The sequence below is a fragment of the Sphingobacterium puteale genome (genome assembly GCF_003627955.1).
Classification (GTDB): Bacteria; Bacteroidota; Bacteroidia; order Sphingobacteriales; family Sphingobacteriaceae; genus Sphingobacterium; species Sphingobacterium puteale.
Map to the genome: position 1 here is coordinate 267,885 of NZ_RBWS01000001.1, position 16,329 is coordinate 284,213.

A 16,329-nucleotide genomic window follows, 5' to 3' on the forward strand; every position below is an offset into this window, starting at 1 on the left:
ATCGCTTTAAAAAACTGGCATCCAAACGCTCATGTCTCCAAATGTACGGTTTCCCCAAGCAAAATAGGGCACTAAACGTAGCGGAACAGCCTCCGGCTTTCCATCAGATGTTTTCCGGTACAGCGAATTCCATTTCGTACTGTTTTTCCGATAGGCATTTCCCTCCAACAGAACAATATCTTGGCCCAGTATATTTTCATGTCTTGGCGCGAACTGTTCGCCTTGTTTCATTTTTAGATCAAAGATATTGATGTCCGCAGCCACATCCTGCTTTTCCAGACAATACACAATTGGTCCACGCATGACCGCAACCTGATTGCGGGTTTCCTCGACCAATGGATTTGATTCCATCAAAGAAACATCCATGGGTAACCTAATTTCAATGCGATCCCCCTTTTTCAGCGGTCCGGCTAAAAGGGCATAGCCTTTCTCGATCGGTGCGTCTATTTTAACCTTGTTTTTCCATATTTCTGCCTTTCCAGCCCAACCCGGTATCCGTAGTTTCAAAGTATGATCGGAAGGAAACTCTTTTAAGGTGAAGGTGGCGGTTCCTTCCCATGGGTACCTGGATTCTTGTACAATGCTGATATGTTTGCCTTGGTATGTTGTATTCAATTCATTTCCGCCATACAGGTTTACCGCAACGGCATCTGTGGATAGTCCGTAAGCATAGTTGGCTACTTCTGCAATCGTACGAACGATATTGGGTGGACAGCAATTAGATAATGAGATATAAGGAACCCGCTTTTTCGACCAGCGCTGCTGGAATGGAAGATCGGATGAATAACTCAATGGATTGGTATACAAAAATTTGTCGCCATCTAAACTAACCCCTGACAGTACGCTATTATAGAGCGCCAGTTCCAATATATCGATGTATTTTGCATCGCCCGTGAAATTAGCCATGCGCCAATTCCACAACATATTGCCAATATTTGCACAGCTCTCATTATGCGCAGTTAAGTTGGGCAATTGATAATCCCGCCCAAATGCCTGATGGATTTTCTGTACCTCACTGGGATTATAGGAAGTTCCGTCAGGTGAGGTACCATCATACAGCGATCCCAGACCACCAGTAATGTACATTTTATGTTTAGTGACATCAGCCCAAATTTCAAAAAGGCGGTTGCTCAATGTGGTATCTGCAATCTCGGCACATAAGTCGGCAACTCCTGCATAGAGGTAGCTTGCCCGCACGGCATGTCCCGTGGCTTTATGCTGCTTGCGGAATGGGATACGGTCCTGATTGTCGTCAGTACCATCCTCAATCTCACCTTTAATATCGATCAAGTGCTTGGCAAGTTCCAGGTATTTTTGGTCTTTGGTCGTCCGATAAAGTTCTACAGTACCCATATAATGAGAGGGACAGATCGCGTTTCGGGCCAAGGTCGGATTGGATTTTTTATAAAATCCATACAGGTAGTCGGCTGCTTTGATTGCGATATCCAACAACTCACGTTGTCCGGTCGCCCGATAATGTATACATCCTGCTGTCATCAAATGCCCGATATTATAGGATTCAAAGCTCAGCCGATCTTGAAACTCAATATTTTGTCCCGATCGCTGCTGGTCAATTGTCGCCTTGGTATAAATATAGCCATCGGCACGTTGCGCTTTGCGGATAACGGGAATAACTTCATCCAGCATGTCAAGCAGCTTTTTATCTTTTGTCTGTGCATAGATTGCGCAGACAGCTTCCAATGTTTTGTAAAAATCGCCGTCATGAAAGGATGGCCCTGTATGTTCTCCTTTCTCCAAGCCTGCCGCAATTTCGAAATTCCGATAGGCGTGACTGATGGAAGCATCTGTATAAACGTGCCAGAGTTGTGGCACCATCTGCTCATAGCATGACTTTGTACGATCGGCCCAAAAACCTTTGGTCCATTGCACATCCCCCATATCGACCGCCTGTTGGACGGCATAAGGGCTTGCGCCAGTATTTGTAATAGACTTTTCCTGGGCCTGGACCTGCCAGGCCGTCGCGAAGAAGAGACCCAGGATCAATAGTTTGCGCTTCGTTTTCATGATTTCTTTATTTTGCATCTAGCCATAGTAATTCAACTTTCCCCTGCAAGCCCGAAGGCAGCAAGCCTTTCAGAAACTTGTCCGATGCCGTCGTTTTTATTTTCTTTTCTGCAGCGGGGTTTTCTTTTTCGTACAGCAAGCGATTGCCCCAGGTGTTGTACACTTTCACCCTGATTTTATTATCTCCTTGCCGGATAAAATCAGTCACATCGATCTGATAAGGTTTGGTCCAGACGACCCCAGCAGACTGTTCATTGACAAAAATTTCAGCCATGGATTCGATCGCTGAAAACTCCAAATAAGCACGCTGTTTTTTACCAATTTCATGAACACGCAACGTTGTCTCATAGCTTCCGGAGCCAGCATGGTACCTAGTTTCATTGTCTGTACTGCTTGTCCAAAACTGAGGTTCCTGCTGTTTAAGCGTTTGTTTGTTGTGCAGCCCATCAGCCGTGAATGACCAGGGTTCTGTCAAGGCTGTTTTCCCGGATAACTGATAGGTTGGTACATCAATCTTTTTATCAGTGGTTAACACAAAGCCGGATTGATAGGCTTCAAATGACAAGTCAAAAACTGTCCTATCCTTGATCACTTTAAACGGTAGCACCGCCAGTTTGTCGCTTACCGGATCGTAACGGTATGCATATCGGTTATTTGTCCGTAAAGACAAAGTCGCTCTTTGCCTTAGGCTGTCCTGATTGGCCACAAAAAACAAATGGCCGCCATCGAAACGGCGATGGTTCCAAGAAATATGCGGATTGTCCCCTTCGTTGATCAGCACATCAGGAACAATATTTAATGGACTAAAATTCTTGGATTCATAGTGTCCAACAAGCACCCGCCCTTTTCCGAGTTGTTTAACCTGTAATGTTGTATTTGTGAATGGCTCGAGATTGCTGAATAATTCTTTAAGCAAACTGCGATATTGTTGTGCTTTTTCATCCGTCAATTTGCCCCGCCAGGTCTGTGGTATATCTTGAAAAAGCACCGTAGCCCCTTGATTGACAAGACTCCTGATGCGTTCTAAGGTACGAAGGGAATACTGGCTACCATTCGGATTTAATGCTGTTTCTCCAGGCATCACAAGTAAAGAGTAAGCAATATGGTCCGCAAAAATCACCTTACCGTCTAGCACCCTAGTCTGGTTCCATAGTGCATCGGGATTGAAGGAATCGTAGGCATAGCCGCGTAGCGGATCAACCCAATCTTCGGGCCTATACATATTGGCTCCTGTAGTCACCCCCGCAACTTTCTGCATCGGTAAGCCGACATTGGCCAACAGAGAATCTGTCCGATGGACACGGCCTTCACCGATAATACCAGGCAGCACATTGACCAAAGCACTTGGAAGCAGGGATCTTCTGGGAATCTCTTCACCAATAAACACAGCTACATCACGTACGGGTACCCCGTGTTGTAAGAGTTGTTGTGTCCGGATGGCATAATTCACCCATTCTTTACCGGGTTTCCACCAGGTTTGATCGCGCTGAAAATAGGTTCCGATACCATCCATGGTCATACCTGGTTTGCGGTCTAACCAAGGATTGTGGACATATACATGGTAAACTAGATTATTGATTCCCAAGGCGTAATTTCTATCCTGAAGACTTTTCAGGAGTCGTGGATGTTCGTCCCATTGAGCCCGAATCTGGGTAAAGGCTTCGGACATCGTCACCTGTTTCCCATAAATATGGCTTCCAGAAATGGCATCCAGGATATCAGCAGGTTTATCGTGCGAAGGGCTTCTGAGCCAAAACTCACCCATCGGACGATCGGTTGAAGCAAAATGGGCCAGCCCATCACCGACCATCACGGGAGCCGTGGCTTCGGCTGTAAATTCGACTCCGTATTCATCCGCTTTTTGGCGTAATGTCGCATAACCATTCTCCTGCAACAGCTCACTGATGGTCTGTCTGTAATCTTGCAAAAACGCTTCGGAATCTTCTACACTATTGACAAAACAACCTGTCAAAACAGGGAGATAGTCGGTCAAGTCATAACCCCGGCGTTTCAAAAACTCGTTCGGAAAACTTCGGGTCCAGTTTTGACTACCACATTCCCAAGAATCAATATGAAATACTGTGAGGACTTCTTTAGATAATTGCGGATCCACCTGTTTTTTAGCTGCCCCGAACCACTGGTCAAATTGAAAAGCGACAGTAGCCGCGTCTAATTTATCACATTCCAGACCTTTGCCTGCACCAGCAGTTTCGTTTTTATGTCCTGTGGAGGTATGTCCAACACGCAATATTTTCCACTTTCCTTCCGGCAGTGTCAGGTCGACACGACCTGCTTGGTCGGGACTGGGCAAACGGATAAGCTGTTGCTGCCCGACGATAGCGTCTTTGTCTACGGTGCTTGGTTCAGAGTTTTTTCCTACACGCCAGATTTCTCCCGTCTTTCCTTCGATCTGATTGACCTGCGCTTCTTCAAACAGACTGATGCCGTTTAATTTTAGCGAAGGTTTCCATTTACCGGAATCGAGGTCTTCGGCTCCAGGCTCACTGCTCACGGGATCGTAGACAAAACGGAAATATTTTGCTCTGGTATAGGGAATCAGGTGTGTGACGCCATTGTCCCAGTCCAACCAGCCCATTCTTGGGGATTCTAATTGTGTAATCTTCCGAAAATTTAGGCCATCATCGCTAGCCCAAACTTGCAAACGGTTCGCTTGGTAGTTGGATGCTGTCCATTCAATTTTCAATGAATTGCAAGGGAAGGGCTGATCAAATGCATACTGTATCCAACCTGACGCAGCTGTTGCAAAATTTTGTTTATTCCCTCTTTCAGCCAGTCGTTTTAGATCTTCGCCATAGCTGTTGGATACGTGAACCTTCTCCGTAAAGCTTTTTCGCGGCGAATGTGTCAGTGGCAGTGCAAATAAGGCAATATCTTCGTAATAGCCTTGTTGGGCTTGTGGTTGTGGCAATTGAACATTGCGCATCCGCTCGCCCTTGCTATCGATTACGGTATCGGCATGCACGACTTTCTGCATCGACTTCTCGGGACTGATCCATGGTCCCCCCGCGGTTGCAAATCCATCATTGGGCAATAAAGCTATTTTTACCCCATATTTTTTTGCTTCGTCGACGATATATTTGAACATATCCCACCATGCTGGTGTTAACGTCTCTGTCGGTGGATCGAAAAGAGGCGGATTGGTTTTACCCTTGATCGGTGCCAGGTAGGCTCCTGCGATCTTATTTTCTGCCATCGCTTTCAGATCCGCAGTAATCCCTTCCTTGGAATAACTGGCATGCATAAAGTACCAAAATACCCATGGTTTTGCCTGTTCAAACGAATGTTGATCCAAAGGAACTAATGCCGTTGGAATACCTTTAATCTGTGCATTGCCGCTCAAACAGCCAAAAAGAAGACTTGTCCCTAATAGCAACTTAATCCTCGTCATATCTTATCTTGTTCTTTGAAGCTATCCAAAAGTTTGGACAACCTATTTCTTTCAATTTTGAATGTATCCCCTTTATTCCGTCATTTCAACTAGTTGACTCCTACAGGGTTTAACTTTACTTACTGGATATCTTCCTACTAATCTTCATTTATTTAATTGTATTGGACAAAATCCTTGACCGATTGTTTCAAATCTGTCGGAATCAGATAAAAGGAATAGCTGTAGTCTTTTGCCGGAATTTGATATTTTTCCAACGGTTGCGACACATCTGTCCAGGTATCATTTCCGCCAACACCCATCTGCTTTAAATCGACATTTAAAGTGATCTTATCTTCTTTTTTCAATTTAAACCAGTGTTTTGCTTCGACGATTGCTTTTTGTGAATAAGACCATGCACTCATATACAGCGGCTGCTCGCCGACAACCAAAAGACCTGCATTTTTATTTTGAAGGTGCATCCAACGAACATCCATCCGATTTCCGTTTTCCTGTGGATAAAGATAATGCTCCATGAATTGATCGATGTTCATGTGGTAAACACCAAGATCAAAACCATAAGCACGATCGGGATAGTTTTCCATGGGCCCTAAGCCATAGTATTGGATGTCTTCAAATGTGGGATTGATCCCCATTTGGAGCCCAACTTTAGGGATATTAGGTAATCCAGCCTTCACCTGCAGCTGGTAATTGACGAACACAATACCTGGATTTTTCACCGTATAGATCACTTTTACCTGTGCGGAATCACCTGCAAGGGCGTACAATGTCTGGATTTCATACCCTTGATCTTTTTCCTGCGCGTTTACCGACACTATTCTTGGCGCGCCATACCAGTATTTTAGTTTTTTATCCGGTTTCCAGCCCCGGCGGTCATTGTCCGTAGCTGGTCGTGTGAAGCTTGGTCGAATGGCATCTTTGATAATTTCCTGCCCCTTGTAATTAAACGCAGTCAAACTTCCGGTCGATTTGTCAAAGCTAACCTGAAAAGCGTTACCCCTGATCTGATACTGATCGGCAGTTTCTGTCTTTACCAATTTGTTGCCTTTGTAGGATAAAGGTCGTAGGACATTGGATTGATCCTGCAATCGGACCTGTGATGAAGACACAACAAATCCTGCTGGCGCCCATGCAGTCGCTTCCCGTAAACGGAACTGGATATCAAGCTGATATTCCTGATCTGCCAAACGTTTGGATGGCAAATAGGAGGCGAAAGTCAGCTGTGTGGAATCGCCTGCGGCTAAATCGATAGCCGATATCGGTACTTCCTTCAACAGCAGACCATTTCTGCGAAACAATAAGACGGCATCGTAATGATTTAGGTTGAGTACCGCTGATCTATTTTTGACTTGTACTGTGGTCTTTTCTGGATCAACCAAATGGATTTCCGTCGGCTGATAGATCCGTTTATTTTCATACATCGCCGCTTTTGGCCGACCCCAGGCATCCGTAATACCATTCAGGCTAAACGCACCATTGTGTACCTTTTCACCAAAATCACCACCATAGGCCAATACTTTACCATAAACAGAATCCTTACGGATCAATGCCTGATCCTTGTAGTCCCAGATAAAGCCACCGATCAAACGGGGATGTGCACGAAAGATATCCCAGAAATCACGAATGTTACCGGTCGAATTGCCCATGGAATGGGTATACTCAACAAAAAGGATCGGACGATGATCGTCATTATCCTGATTTAAGAGTAACGAGGGGGTGAAAATACCGGGATAGAATCGCGATACCATATCAACATAATATTGATCTTTTATATTTTGTAAACGATGGGAGTGATCGTTGGATTTTGGATAGCGTGGATCTGAAGGATCAATATAGCCCGGTAGCTGATGGCTGCCCATGGCCGGTTCGTAATGTACTGGGCGCGTAATGTCAAAATCATGGATCCAAGCCGCCATAGACGCCGTGTTCGGACCTCTTCCAGATTCATTTCCTAGCGACCAAATAATAATGGAGGGATGGTTCTTGTCACGTTCTACCATCCGCGTAACCCGTTCGTTGAGCGCCGCCAGCCAGGCCGGATCGTTCATCAGCTTTCCTCCTAGACCATGTGTTTCCATATTGGCTTCATCCATCACCATAATACCATAGCGGTCACAGAGTTCATAGATATAAGGGTCATTGGGGTAATGTGAGGTCCGAATCGCATTAAAATTAAATTGCTTGATCTGACGAATGTCGGCTTCCATATCTTCCCGTGTCAATGCCTTTCCCCGTTCAGGATGGTGATCGTGACGGTTGACACCGTATAGATAGGTGGTTTTGCCATTGATCAAAAGTTTACTGTCTTTTGGAGAAAAAGCGATACTCCGAAACCCGACTTGACAAGTCTTCGCTTCCAGCAAGCGATTTTTCTTATCGTAAAGGGTCAGTACCAAACGGTAGAGATGAGGTTCTTCCGGCGACCATTTCTTTGGATTTTTGATCGTCGTTTCCAATAAACCAAACTTCACGTTGTCCAACCTCGGATAGATTTCATCAAAGATGGCTGAAGCATCTTTCTCTAGTGGTTTATCGAGAATGGGTTTATTATTGCTATCATACAGTTGTGCTTTGAGCGTAAAGCCGCTGATGCTGTCGCCTGAAAAATTATCGACTTTTGGGCGAAGCGAGAATTTGGCATCTTGATAATCAGCATCTAAAGTGGCCTGCCAATGAAAATCAGCGATGCGAACTTTCGGTTCAGCCATCAAAAATACCTCACGGTGAATACCGCTCATGCGCCAATGATCCTGATCTTCCAGGTAGGAAGCATCGCTCCAACGCAGAACTTGGACAGAAATACGATTTTTACCTTTTTTAAGGTAAGGTGTCGCATTGAACTCGGATGGTAAACAGGAATCTTCCGCATAGCCTACGTAGTTGTCATTAATCCACAACTGATAAGCTGAAATAACCCCGCCGAAATGTAAGGTGATATTCATTCCATCCCAGGATTCGGGCAATTCGAATGTTTTTTGATAAGACCCGACACCATTGTACTCTTTGGGAATGCGCGGCGGATCAATTGGACTAAATGGATAGACTGCCGAACGGTAAATGGGGATATCATAACCTTTCATTTCCCAATTGGAAGGGACCTGTATTTTGTCCCAGCCTTTGACTTCGGATACATGAAAATCTTGAGGTGCATCGGCCGGTTTAAAGGCAAATTTAAAATCCCATTCGCCATTTAAAAAGAGCATTCGTTTATTGCTTGCCCGGTCATTCTTCAAAGCTTCTTCCACTGTCGCATAGGAATAGCCCGTGGCACGTGAGGGATCCCGATTGATCGATGTAATCATCGGATTTTCCCATGGTGCAGCGATTTGTCCATTCGGCACTGGCGGGATGACCGCAGGTTTTCCATCAACCGTTTGTGCCTGTACCGAAATTACTGACAATGACAACAACAGGGCAACACTCAGCTTGGATACGGCTATTTTTTTATATAACCTAGTTTTTGTAATCGACTTCATATGCTATTCCTTTTTCCAAGACGAGCTCATAGTCGTTCCCTGAAATATGTTTTACTTGACCTTGTTTTACACGTGGAACTGTTTTGCTTTGCAACTTGAGCTTTCCTGTTCCAATAGGCGATTTAATCTTGATTTTATTTTTTGACACGTAAAGTTCGATCTCACCCAGAGGTGTGGGCACCTTTCCTTCCATCCATTCCAGCGATGCTAGATAGGGTCTAATTTCATACTGTGCGTAGCCCGCCGCTGTAGGTTGCACACCAAGATAGTACTTACCCAGCAAATAGATCGGGCTTGCTCCCCACGAATGACAAAGGCTCTTGCCAAAATCTCTTCCATACATCGCATAGTGCTCGGCTCCTTTTTTCGCTGGATTGAATTCTTCCCAGAAGGTCGTCGCACCAAGTTTTAGCATACCGCCCCAATAGTCTTTCATTTCTTTCATCACATAGTCCTTTTCACCAAGTTCACACAAAGCTTCAAGTTCATAGTAGCGCATATAAGGTGTGGTAATCTGTTGTACTTGATCATTTAACAAGACATTAGCCTTCACGCCTGCCTGTTGTTGTTCATTCAGATAATTAAAGAAAATCGCAAACATATTGCTGTAGCGTGTCACGTTATCGGTTTGCTTACCATCAATACGGCTATGTGCAAAGGCTTTTTTCTGATCGTTCCAATAATAGGCAAATAGCTTATCTTTGAGTTGTTTCGCTTCTTGTTGATAGTGCCGGTTGTCTGTCGGTTCACCAACCAAATCGGCACACATCGCCATGGTTTCGAGACTACGGCAAAGCAATAATTGTTCAAAGCTCACTTCCCCTTGCTTGCTGAGACCTTCGGCCCAGTCAATAAATACCCAATCGCCAGCTAAACCTTTCATCAAACCATCACTATTTCTTCTATCCAGACAAAACTGCATCAGACTTTTCATTCGTGGATAGATGCCCGCTATAAATTCTTTATCACCGGTATAGCGGTAATAATCAGCAATGCTCAAAAACCAATAGAAGGTATAGTCCATGATGGTGTTGATGTGGCTGATCGTCGGTTCTTTACCCCGTAAGGCTAAAATCGTTCTTTTGACGGACTCGGAATCAAAGCCCAAATAGTAATTCATCGCATAAGATTGGTAGGCATCACCGCTCCAGATCCAGCGATCGCGTTTGATACCGTCAATGAAAAACTCACGTGTGGTTAACTCCATGGTATATTTGGCAACATCCCATATCTTGTTTAATTCATTGTCTGAACTGCGAAAGAATCCGCGATCTGCAACAGGTAAGTATTCGTACTGCATGGATACCTGGTCGAATTTCACCGTTCCTTCAGGTTCCAGGTAGACAAAGCGGAAGGCTTTGGAAAGGTCGAGTGTGCTGTCCTGTGGTTGTTGGTTTTTGTGTACCTCAAGTAAATCGATGGTCTCGCTGGTTTTAGTTGAAAGTGCTTCTTCACGGGATTCGCCATAATAGATGTTCAGGCGACCTGTCCCCACCAGCTTATGCAGGGTAAGAAAACCAAATGTATTTTTTCCGAAATCAACCAAGAGACCTTTACCTTGTTTTTCTTGCGAAAGCGCTTGCTTTGGCTTAACAGGCAATTTAAACGCGGATGGGCGAACTGTTGGTTCATCAAAGTTCCATTTACCAGCCTTAACATAGGTTGTTCCAGATTGATCAGATGCTTTGCCTGTCTCGTCTATCCATTCCTTATCTTCATACGTTACGTTCCAGTCACTATCCGTCGTTACAGTGTTTCCAGCTACATACAGCGCCGGCACGTTCCCCTGGTTATAGACTTTGACGTTGATCTTTTGCTTTCCTTTTTGGAGCTTCACCTTATCGGGTGTCCCATGAAGCATTTTTCCATTGATCTTCACGTTATACTTACCTTCGGCATAAATACGGATTTCCTCCGCTGCCGGCAAGTCAAATTCTTTACTGAATTCGACCAGCACATAGTGACTGTCCATCTTCCAGAAAGGCGGGAAAAATGTACCTCTTTCGGTGCGGCGATTTTGCATATCGTTGCTCAGCCAGACCTCATAATCCCCCGGATACCAAATCCAGGTGCTCTTATGTTGCGCGAATGATGTCGTTGTGGTGATAAGACATGCTATCATTAAAATAATTTTATTCATATGCAATGATGTATTTTTGTAGGTGCCCCGGGGAGCTTCCAATTTATTTTTGTGCATGGCCTATGTTTTTGCAGGTTTATATCCATTGAGCGCGAACCACAGTATGACAAGGTAGCAGGTTAAAGGGACACTGTATCCAATCTTTGTATTGTCATTGGCGGCATCAATAAGCATTCCTGTTAGGAATGGAAATACTGCGCCACCGACAATGGACATGATCAACCAAGAAGAGGCTTGTTTCGTCTCGTTCCCCAGCCCCGCAATACCCAGGGAAAAAATTGTTGGAAACATGATTGACATAAAAAAGCCAAGTCCGCCCAACGCATATAAGATCACCATTCCCGTCCCCGAAATGGCAACAGCTGCCAATACTGCGCAGCAAACAGCATAAATTGCCAATAAACGCTGGGCTGTGGTATAACGCAACAATAGGGTACCGACAAAACGTCCGCCCATAAAGAGCAAACCATATACACCTAGGAAATACCCCGCGGTCTTCTCATCGACACCGGCTCCCTGCTGTGCCATACGAATAAAAAAACTGGTCACACAAACCTGCGCTCCAACATAGAAAAACTGTGCGATTACAGAAAAACTCAAATGCTTATGCCGAAGTACTGCGAATAAACCAGAATTTTGCGCCTTCTCTCCTTCCTTCTTTTCACCCTGAATTTCAGGCAGTTTAACAAACAAAAAGACTAACGCTACGACTAACAAGATTAAACTTAATATCAAATAAGGCATTTTTACGGAAGACGCTTCATGAAGCAGATACGCTAACCGGTTGCTCTCCGACATAGCCGCCAGTTCCGTTTCTGAATAGCTCCTACCCGACAAAATAAAGGTAGTACCTACAACTGGAGCGACCATTGCCGCCAATCCATTAAAGGAGGCGGCCAAATTAAGCCGATGTGTTGCTGCTTCGGGCTTACCCAAAACTGCAGCATAAGGATTAGCCGCTGTTTCCAATAAGGCTAGTCCACAACCAATAATAAATAATGCCAGCAAGAAGAGCTCATACATACGATGATCTGCCGCAGGGATAAATAGAAATGCACCGACGGAGAATGTAACCAGTCCTATAATAATGGACAATTTATACCCCCATTTGCGCAAAACATAACCCGCCGGCAGTGCCATAATGAAATAAGCGAAGAAAACTGAAGTATCAACCAGTGCCGACTGGCTATTATTCAGCTGACAGGCTTTTTTCAAATGCGGGATCAGCACACCATTTAAATTATGAGCCATACCCCATAAGAAAAATAGGCTGACAATCAGAATAAAAGGAAGCAGATAGCCTTTACTAGATGTCTCTGTTAACTTGATCGATGATTTTGTACCAATTTCCATATGCTTATCGGTTAAATTGACGCTTCCTTGCGTTTTACCAATAGGATATGGTCTGCGACCAACACCACCACACCATGTTGATTGATAATTTCAACATGTTCAACTACGGTACCAAATTCAGGCTTTTTTGCATCGGATTTTTCAGAAATAGTCACCTCTGCGTGGATGGTATCGCCAATAAATACAGGCTTGACAAAACGAAGGCGATCGTAGCCTTTGGAAAACGCTTCCGGATTAATAACTGAGGCCGTCAGTCCGATACCGATTGCAAAGATCATTGTGCCGTGCGCAATACGTTGTCCAAAGGGTTGGGTCTTGCACCATTCCGCATCGAGGTGATGGGGGAAGAAATCGCCTGTATGTCCGGCATGAACAACAAAATCTGTTTCGGTGATCGTGCGGCCCAATGTTGTCCGTTTATCGTTTAATATATAATCTTCAAAAAAAATAGATTCGAAATGCATAATTTAATTTAATGTTGGTTTTAAGGCTTTGTTTCTTTACCCCTTTGCTATGGGTTGCCCCCCTTGGGCACTGCTTTGATAAGCAGCCTCTACAACGGCCATGGTATGGATTACATCTTCAACTGCGGCTGGTAATACCGCTATTTCACCCAGTTTAAAACGCATCAAGCTGCCCATGCTGCCGATGAAAGCATCGGGAAACCAAGTTCCCTCGATCGGGTAGGTCACCCATTCCGGTTGGCTGCCGTCTGTTGGCTTGATACAATATTCAAACACATCAGATACCCCATGCGGATAATCCATCAGCAAACCCATTGTCGCTTTGATAGCCCCCTTGGTACCTTCCCATTTGATATAGCTTTCTTCATGCTTTGGCCCGAATTCGTGGTCATGGTTGGTATTGACAACTGCATGCAGGGTATCACCATAGTCAAATAATAAGGTTGTCCTACTGGAGGATAAATCTTTAGCCGGGTGTTTTAATGTTTTTGCATAAACCGATTCAGGATTGCCCAGAAAGGAGCGAATCAAATCGATATAATGCACACTGTGATACAGAATTTCCAAGCGTGGGTGTACCATGACATGGGGAAAGAGTTGCCAAGGTGTATGCACCGATACGCGTACTTCCATATCGTAAAGTTCACCGATATAACCTTGCTCGATCAACCAACGTGCGGCGTTTACAAATGGTGCCTGCCGAAGCTGACAGTTGATTGCAGCTACCAAGCGTTTACGTTGACAGACTTCCAATATCGCTTGACTATCGGTATAATAATCGCCCATAGGCTTCTGAATCAATACAGCCGCACCATTGGGTAAGGCCTCCAAAGTCTCGATAAATTTATTCGGCATAATGGTTACATCATAAACCGCGTTTTCAGGAGCTTGTGCAACAGCATCTTCCACCGTATCGTAAACATATGGAATGCCAAATTCTACTGCCAATGCTTCTGCTTTCGCCTTTGTACGATTGACAATACCATGCACATGAAAACCTGCCTTACGGTAAGCCGGGAGGTGTGCATCTTTCACTATACCACCTGCACCTATAATAATAATCGGCAAAGCAGTCTGGGGTAAAATCGCTTTATAAGGGATATCTATCATAACCATGCATTTATTTTTTCCTGTGCTTTTGTTAACAATGAAACACTACTTTCATCGGTCTTAATCGCAGCAATTACAGTATCATCGATGATATGTGCAATCTGAGGCCAATTGGCCAAGCGCGGTAATGTGCGTGCAGTATCGTGCAATTCCGCCAATTTATTATAAAAGGGTATCATCCGATTGATTTCGGAATCATACCAGGTGGAGTAACGACAACCTACTCCTCCTTCGACAGTGAGCAGCTTATCTTGTTGACGTCCGACTGCAAAACGTATAAAGTCATAAGCCAACTGCTTATGACGACTACCTTCTGGAATTGCATACAACCAATACACATTTAATGAGGGGGACATCCCGCCTTCTGCCGAAGGAATAGCTGCTACATCCACCTTACCTTTTACTGCCGAAGCGGTATCAATCTGTGCCCAGGATGCAAAACCAAACCAATTGACCATCATAGCTACTTCACCCCGCGCAAAGGCAGCACCAGCCTGCACTGATTCATAATTGGCCGATTCGGGATGCAATCCGCTATCCTTTATAAATAAGCTACGATAAAAATCCAATGCGTCTACAGCCAATGGCTGATCCAACTTAACAGGTACGTCGCCTTGCTGCAAATCTCCACCGCGGGACCAAAGTTGAATACAGAAATCAAATACCGCATTATGTCCATCTGGATAGCCAGCAAACACTGTCCCGTACAAGTTATCTTCCGGCCGCGTAAAAAATGCTGCAACAGTCATAAAATCAGGCCAGGTTTTTGGGACGGCCAAAGGCTTTCCGTAGCGTGCCTGAAAACGCATCTGTTCTTGCGAATCTTCAAATAAATCTTTTCGAATAACGAGGCATTCGGGACCATCATGAAAAGGCAGGCCAAATATTTGCTCGTCAAAACACTGTAAAGCTTGTAAGCTTTCTGACCAGGCCCCCTTCAGGTCTTCCGGTGGATTTTGGACGATCATACCATCCAGTGCTGACAAACCCTTGGTTTCATAGGCACGTGCCATCCAATCGGTATTGATGTGAATGATATCCCAATCGCCATTGTTAAGGCCTTTCTTTTCAAAAAAAGCTGCTGTCAATTCCTCTAAATCCAGCGGAACAAACTCCATCTCCACCTCCGATGGATATACCTGCTGATAAGCTGCCCAACATTTCTCCATGGCACGCTCAAAGGGTTCAAATTTCCGGACAGCAAAACGTAACTTATCCATACAGTTCCTCCAATATTTTAGCTGTGTGCTCACCAAGTTTGGGCGAACCTTTTGTGGCGGTCAACCGCTCGCCATCGATGCGAATGGGACAACGGGTGGTCTCATAACGGAAGCCATCGCCCATCGTTACTTGCTGTAGCATGTCTAAGATTTTAAAAGCATTATGTTCGGTCAGACGACGCCAATCCAAGACATCGGCGCACCAGATATCCGCTGCTTCCAGTATCTCCAGCCAATGTCTGGTACCTGCTGTCGTCAGGTGCTCGGCTAAAATGGCCTTAATGGTATCTCTCTCCCGAAAAGCTTGCTCTCCGTCAGAAAAACCTTCTAACGAATTGCAATTCAATAATTTACCAAGAAAAGGAATGGACCCCATCGCAAGGGCCAGAAAACCATCCTGCGTACGATACACCCCATAAGGTGCTGCCAAATATGCATGTGCATTGCTCACCTCGCTACGTTGTGGCAACAATTTACCATCACGAAAATAGGTTGTGACGGCCTCAAACTGTATATCCACAGCAGAATCCAACATGCTGACATGAACATGCGCTCCTATCCCTTGCATCGCCCGACGGTACAGGCAGGCCAATACGGCACTACATAGATTGGATCCAGCAAACATGTCCACAACGGAAAGTCCCATGGCTACTGGACCATTATTTGCATCGCCACTCAACCAAGTCATCCCGGTAAGCGATTGCAATAATAAATCCTGGCCAGGCCGCTTAACCCAGGGTCCTTCTTTTCCATATCCCGAGATCTCTCCATAAATCACCGTCGGATTGATCTCTCGGACACCTGCATAGTCAAAGCCCAAACGTTCCATGACACCTGGACGAAAATTGTGCAACACCACATCTGCCCGCGCGATTAAATCACGTATAATCTGTTTGTCGGATTCGCTTTTCAAATCCAACACCATACTTTCTTTATTCCGATTAATGGCATGAAACACTGTTGAAGTACCATTCAATATCGTATCAGAGGTATATAGTTGCCTGCAAATATCACCCGTTTCTGGTTTTTCTATTTTTATAACCCGTGCGCCTAAGTCAGCTAGCCGTAAACTTGCTAATGGCCCGGATAAAAATTGACTAAAGTCGACTACGGTATAACCTGCTAATGGTAACAT

9 protein-coding genes are annotated in these 16,329 nt (G+C 44.8%); all 9 read right to left on the reverse strand.

Going from position 1 to position 16,329, the window contains the following annotated elements; translation table 11 throughout:
• Window positions 1-6 precede the first annotated feature (6 nt).
• Window positions 7-2,025: an aceric acid hydrolase gene (locus D7322_RS01015; RefSeq protein ID WP_121121217.1), complete on the reverse strand. Its 2,019-nt coding sequence runs from the start codon at window positions 2,023-2,025 to the stop codon at window positions 7-9.
• 7 nt (window positions 2,026-2,032) lie between these two features.
• The gene (locus D7322_RS01020; RefSeq protein WP_121120621.1) at window positions 2,033-5,434 is read right to left on the reverse strand and encodes a glycosyl hydrolase; all 3,402 of its coding nucleotides are present in this window, start codon (window positions 5,432-5,434) and stop codon (window positions 2,033-2,035) included.
• Between the two features lie 152 nt (window positions 5,435-5,586).
• On the reverse strand, window positions 5,587-8,907 hold the full coding sequence (locus D7322_RS01025) for a glycoside hydrolase family 2 TIM barrel-domain containing protein (protein WP_121120622.1): 3,321 nt from the start codon (window positions 8,905-8,907) through the stop codon (window positions 5,587-5,589).
• Window positions 8,885-11,104, reverse strand: coding sequence for an alpha-L-rhamnosidase-related protein (locus D7322_RS01030; protein ID WP_317125713.1), 2,220 nt, complete (start codon window positions 11,102-11,104; stop codon window positions 8,885-8,887). Before D7322_RS01030 ends, D7322_RS01025 begins: the two co-directional genes overlap by 23 nt.
• 3 nt (window positions 11,105-11,107) lie before the next feature.
• Entirely contained in the window at window positions 11,108-12,400 is a 1,293-nt protein-coding gene (fucP, locus tag D7322_RS01035; protein ID WP_121120623.1) for an L-fucose:H+ symporter permease, read from the reverse strand.
• A gap of 11 nt (window positions 12,401-12,411) precedes the next feature.
• A complete protein-coding gene (locus tag D7322_RS01040) occupies window positions 12,412-12,864 on the reverse strand; it encodes a MaoC/PaaZ C-terminal domain-containing protein (protein WP_121120624.1) in 453 nt (150 codons plus the stop codon).
• Window positions 12,865-12,900: 36 nt separating this feature from the next.
• Entirely contained in the window at window positions 12,901-13,974 is a 1,074-nt protein-coding gene (locus D7322_RS01045) for a Gfo/Idh/MocA family protein (RefSeq protein WP_245971219.1), read from the reverse strand.
• Complete coding sequence (locus D7322_RS01050) at window positions 13,971-15,194, reverse strand: extracellular solute-binding protein (protein ID WP_121120625.1); 1,224 nt, start codon at window positions 15,192-15,194, stop codon at window positions 13,971-13,973. Before D7322_RS01050 ends, D7322_RS01045 begins: the two co-directional genes overlap by 4 nt.
• Window positions 15,187-16,329 (reverse strand): CaiB/BaiF CoA transferase family protein, encoded by a 1,143-nt coding sequence (locus D7322_RS01055; protein WP_121120626.1) that lies wholly within the window; start codon window positions 16,327-16,329, stop codon window positions 15,187-15,189. Before D7322_RS01055 ends, D7322_RS01050 begins: the two co-directional genes overlap by 8 nt.

Excerpts from the sequence above, each read along its gene's own strand:
- D7322_RS01015 (WP_121121217.1), bottom strand. The coding sequence starts at position 2,025 with ATGAAAACGAAGCGCAAACTATTGATCCTGGGTCTCTTCTTCGCGACG.
- D7322_RS01020 (WP_121120621.1), bottom strand. The coding sequence starts at position 5,434 with ATGACGAGGATTAAGTTGCTATTAGGGACAAGTCTTCTTTTTGGCTGT.
- D7322_RS01025 (WP_121120622.1), bottom strand. The coding sequence starts at position 8,907 with ATGAAGTCGATTACAAAAACTAGGTTATATAAAAAAATAGCCGTATCC.
- D7322_RS01030 (WP_317125713.1), bottom strand. The coding sequence starts at position 11,104 with ATGCACAAAAATAAATTGGAAGCTCCCCGGGGCACCTACAAAAATACA.
- fucP (WP_121120623.1), bottom strand. The coding sequence starts at position 12,400 with ATGGAAATTGGTACAAAATCATCGATCAAGTTAACAGAGACATCTAGT.
- D7322_RS01040 (WP_121120624.1), bottom strand. The coding sequence starts at position 12,864 with ATGCATTTCGAATCTATTTTTTTTGAAGATTATATATTAAACGATAAA.
- D7322_RS01045 (WP_245971219.1), bottom strand. The coding sequence starts at position 13,974 with ATGATAGATATCCCTTATAAAGCGATTTTACCCCAGACTGCTTTGCCG.
- D7322_RS01050 (WP_121120625.1), bottom strand. The coding sequence starts at position 15,194 with ATGGATAAGTTACGTTTTGCTGTCCGGAAATTTGAACCCTTTGAGCGT.
- D7322_RS01055 (WP_121120626.1), bottom strand. The coding sequence starts at position 16,329 with ATGTTACCATTAGCAGGTTATACCGTAGTCGACTTTAGTCAATTTTTA.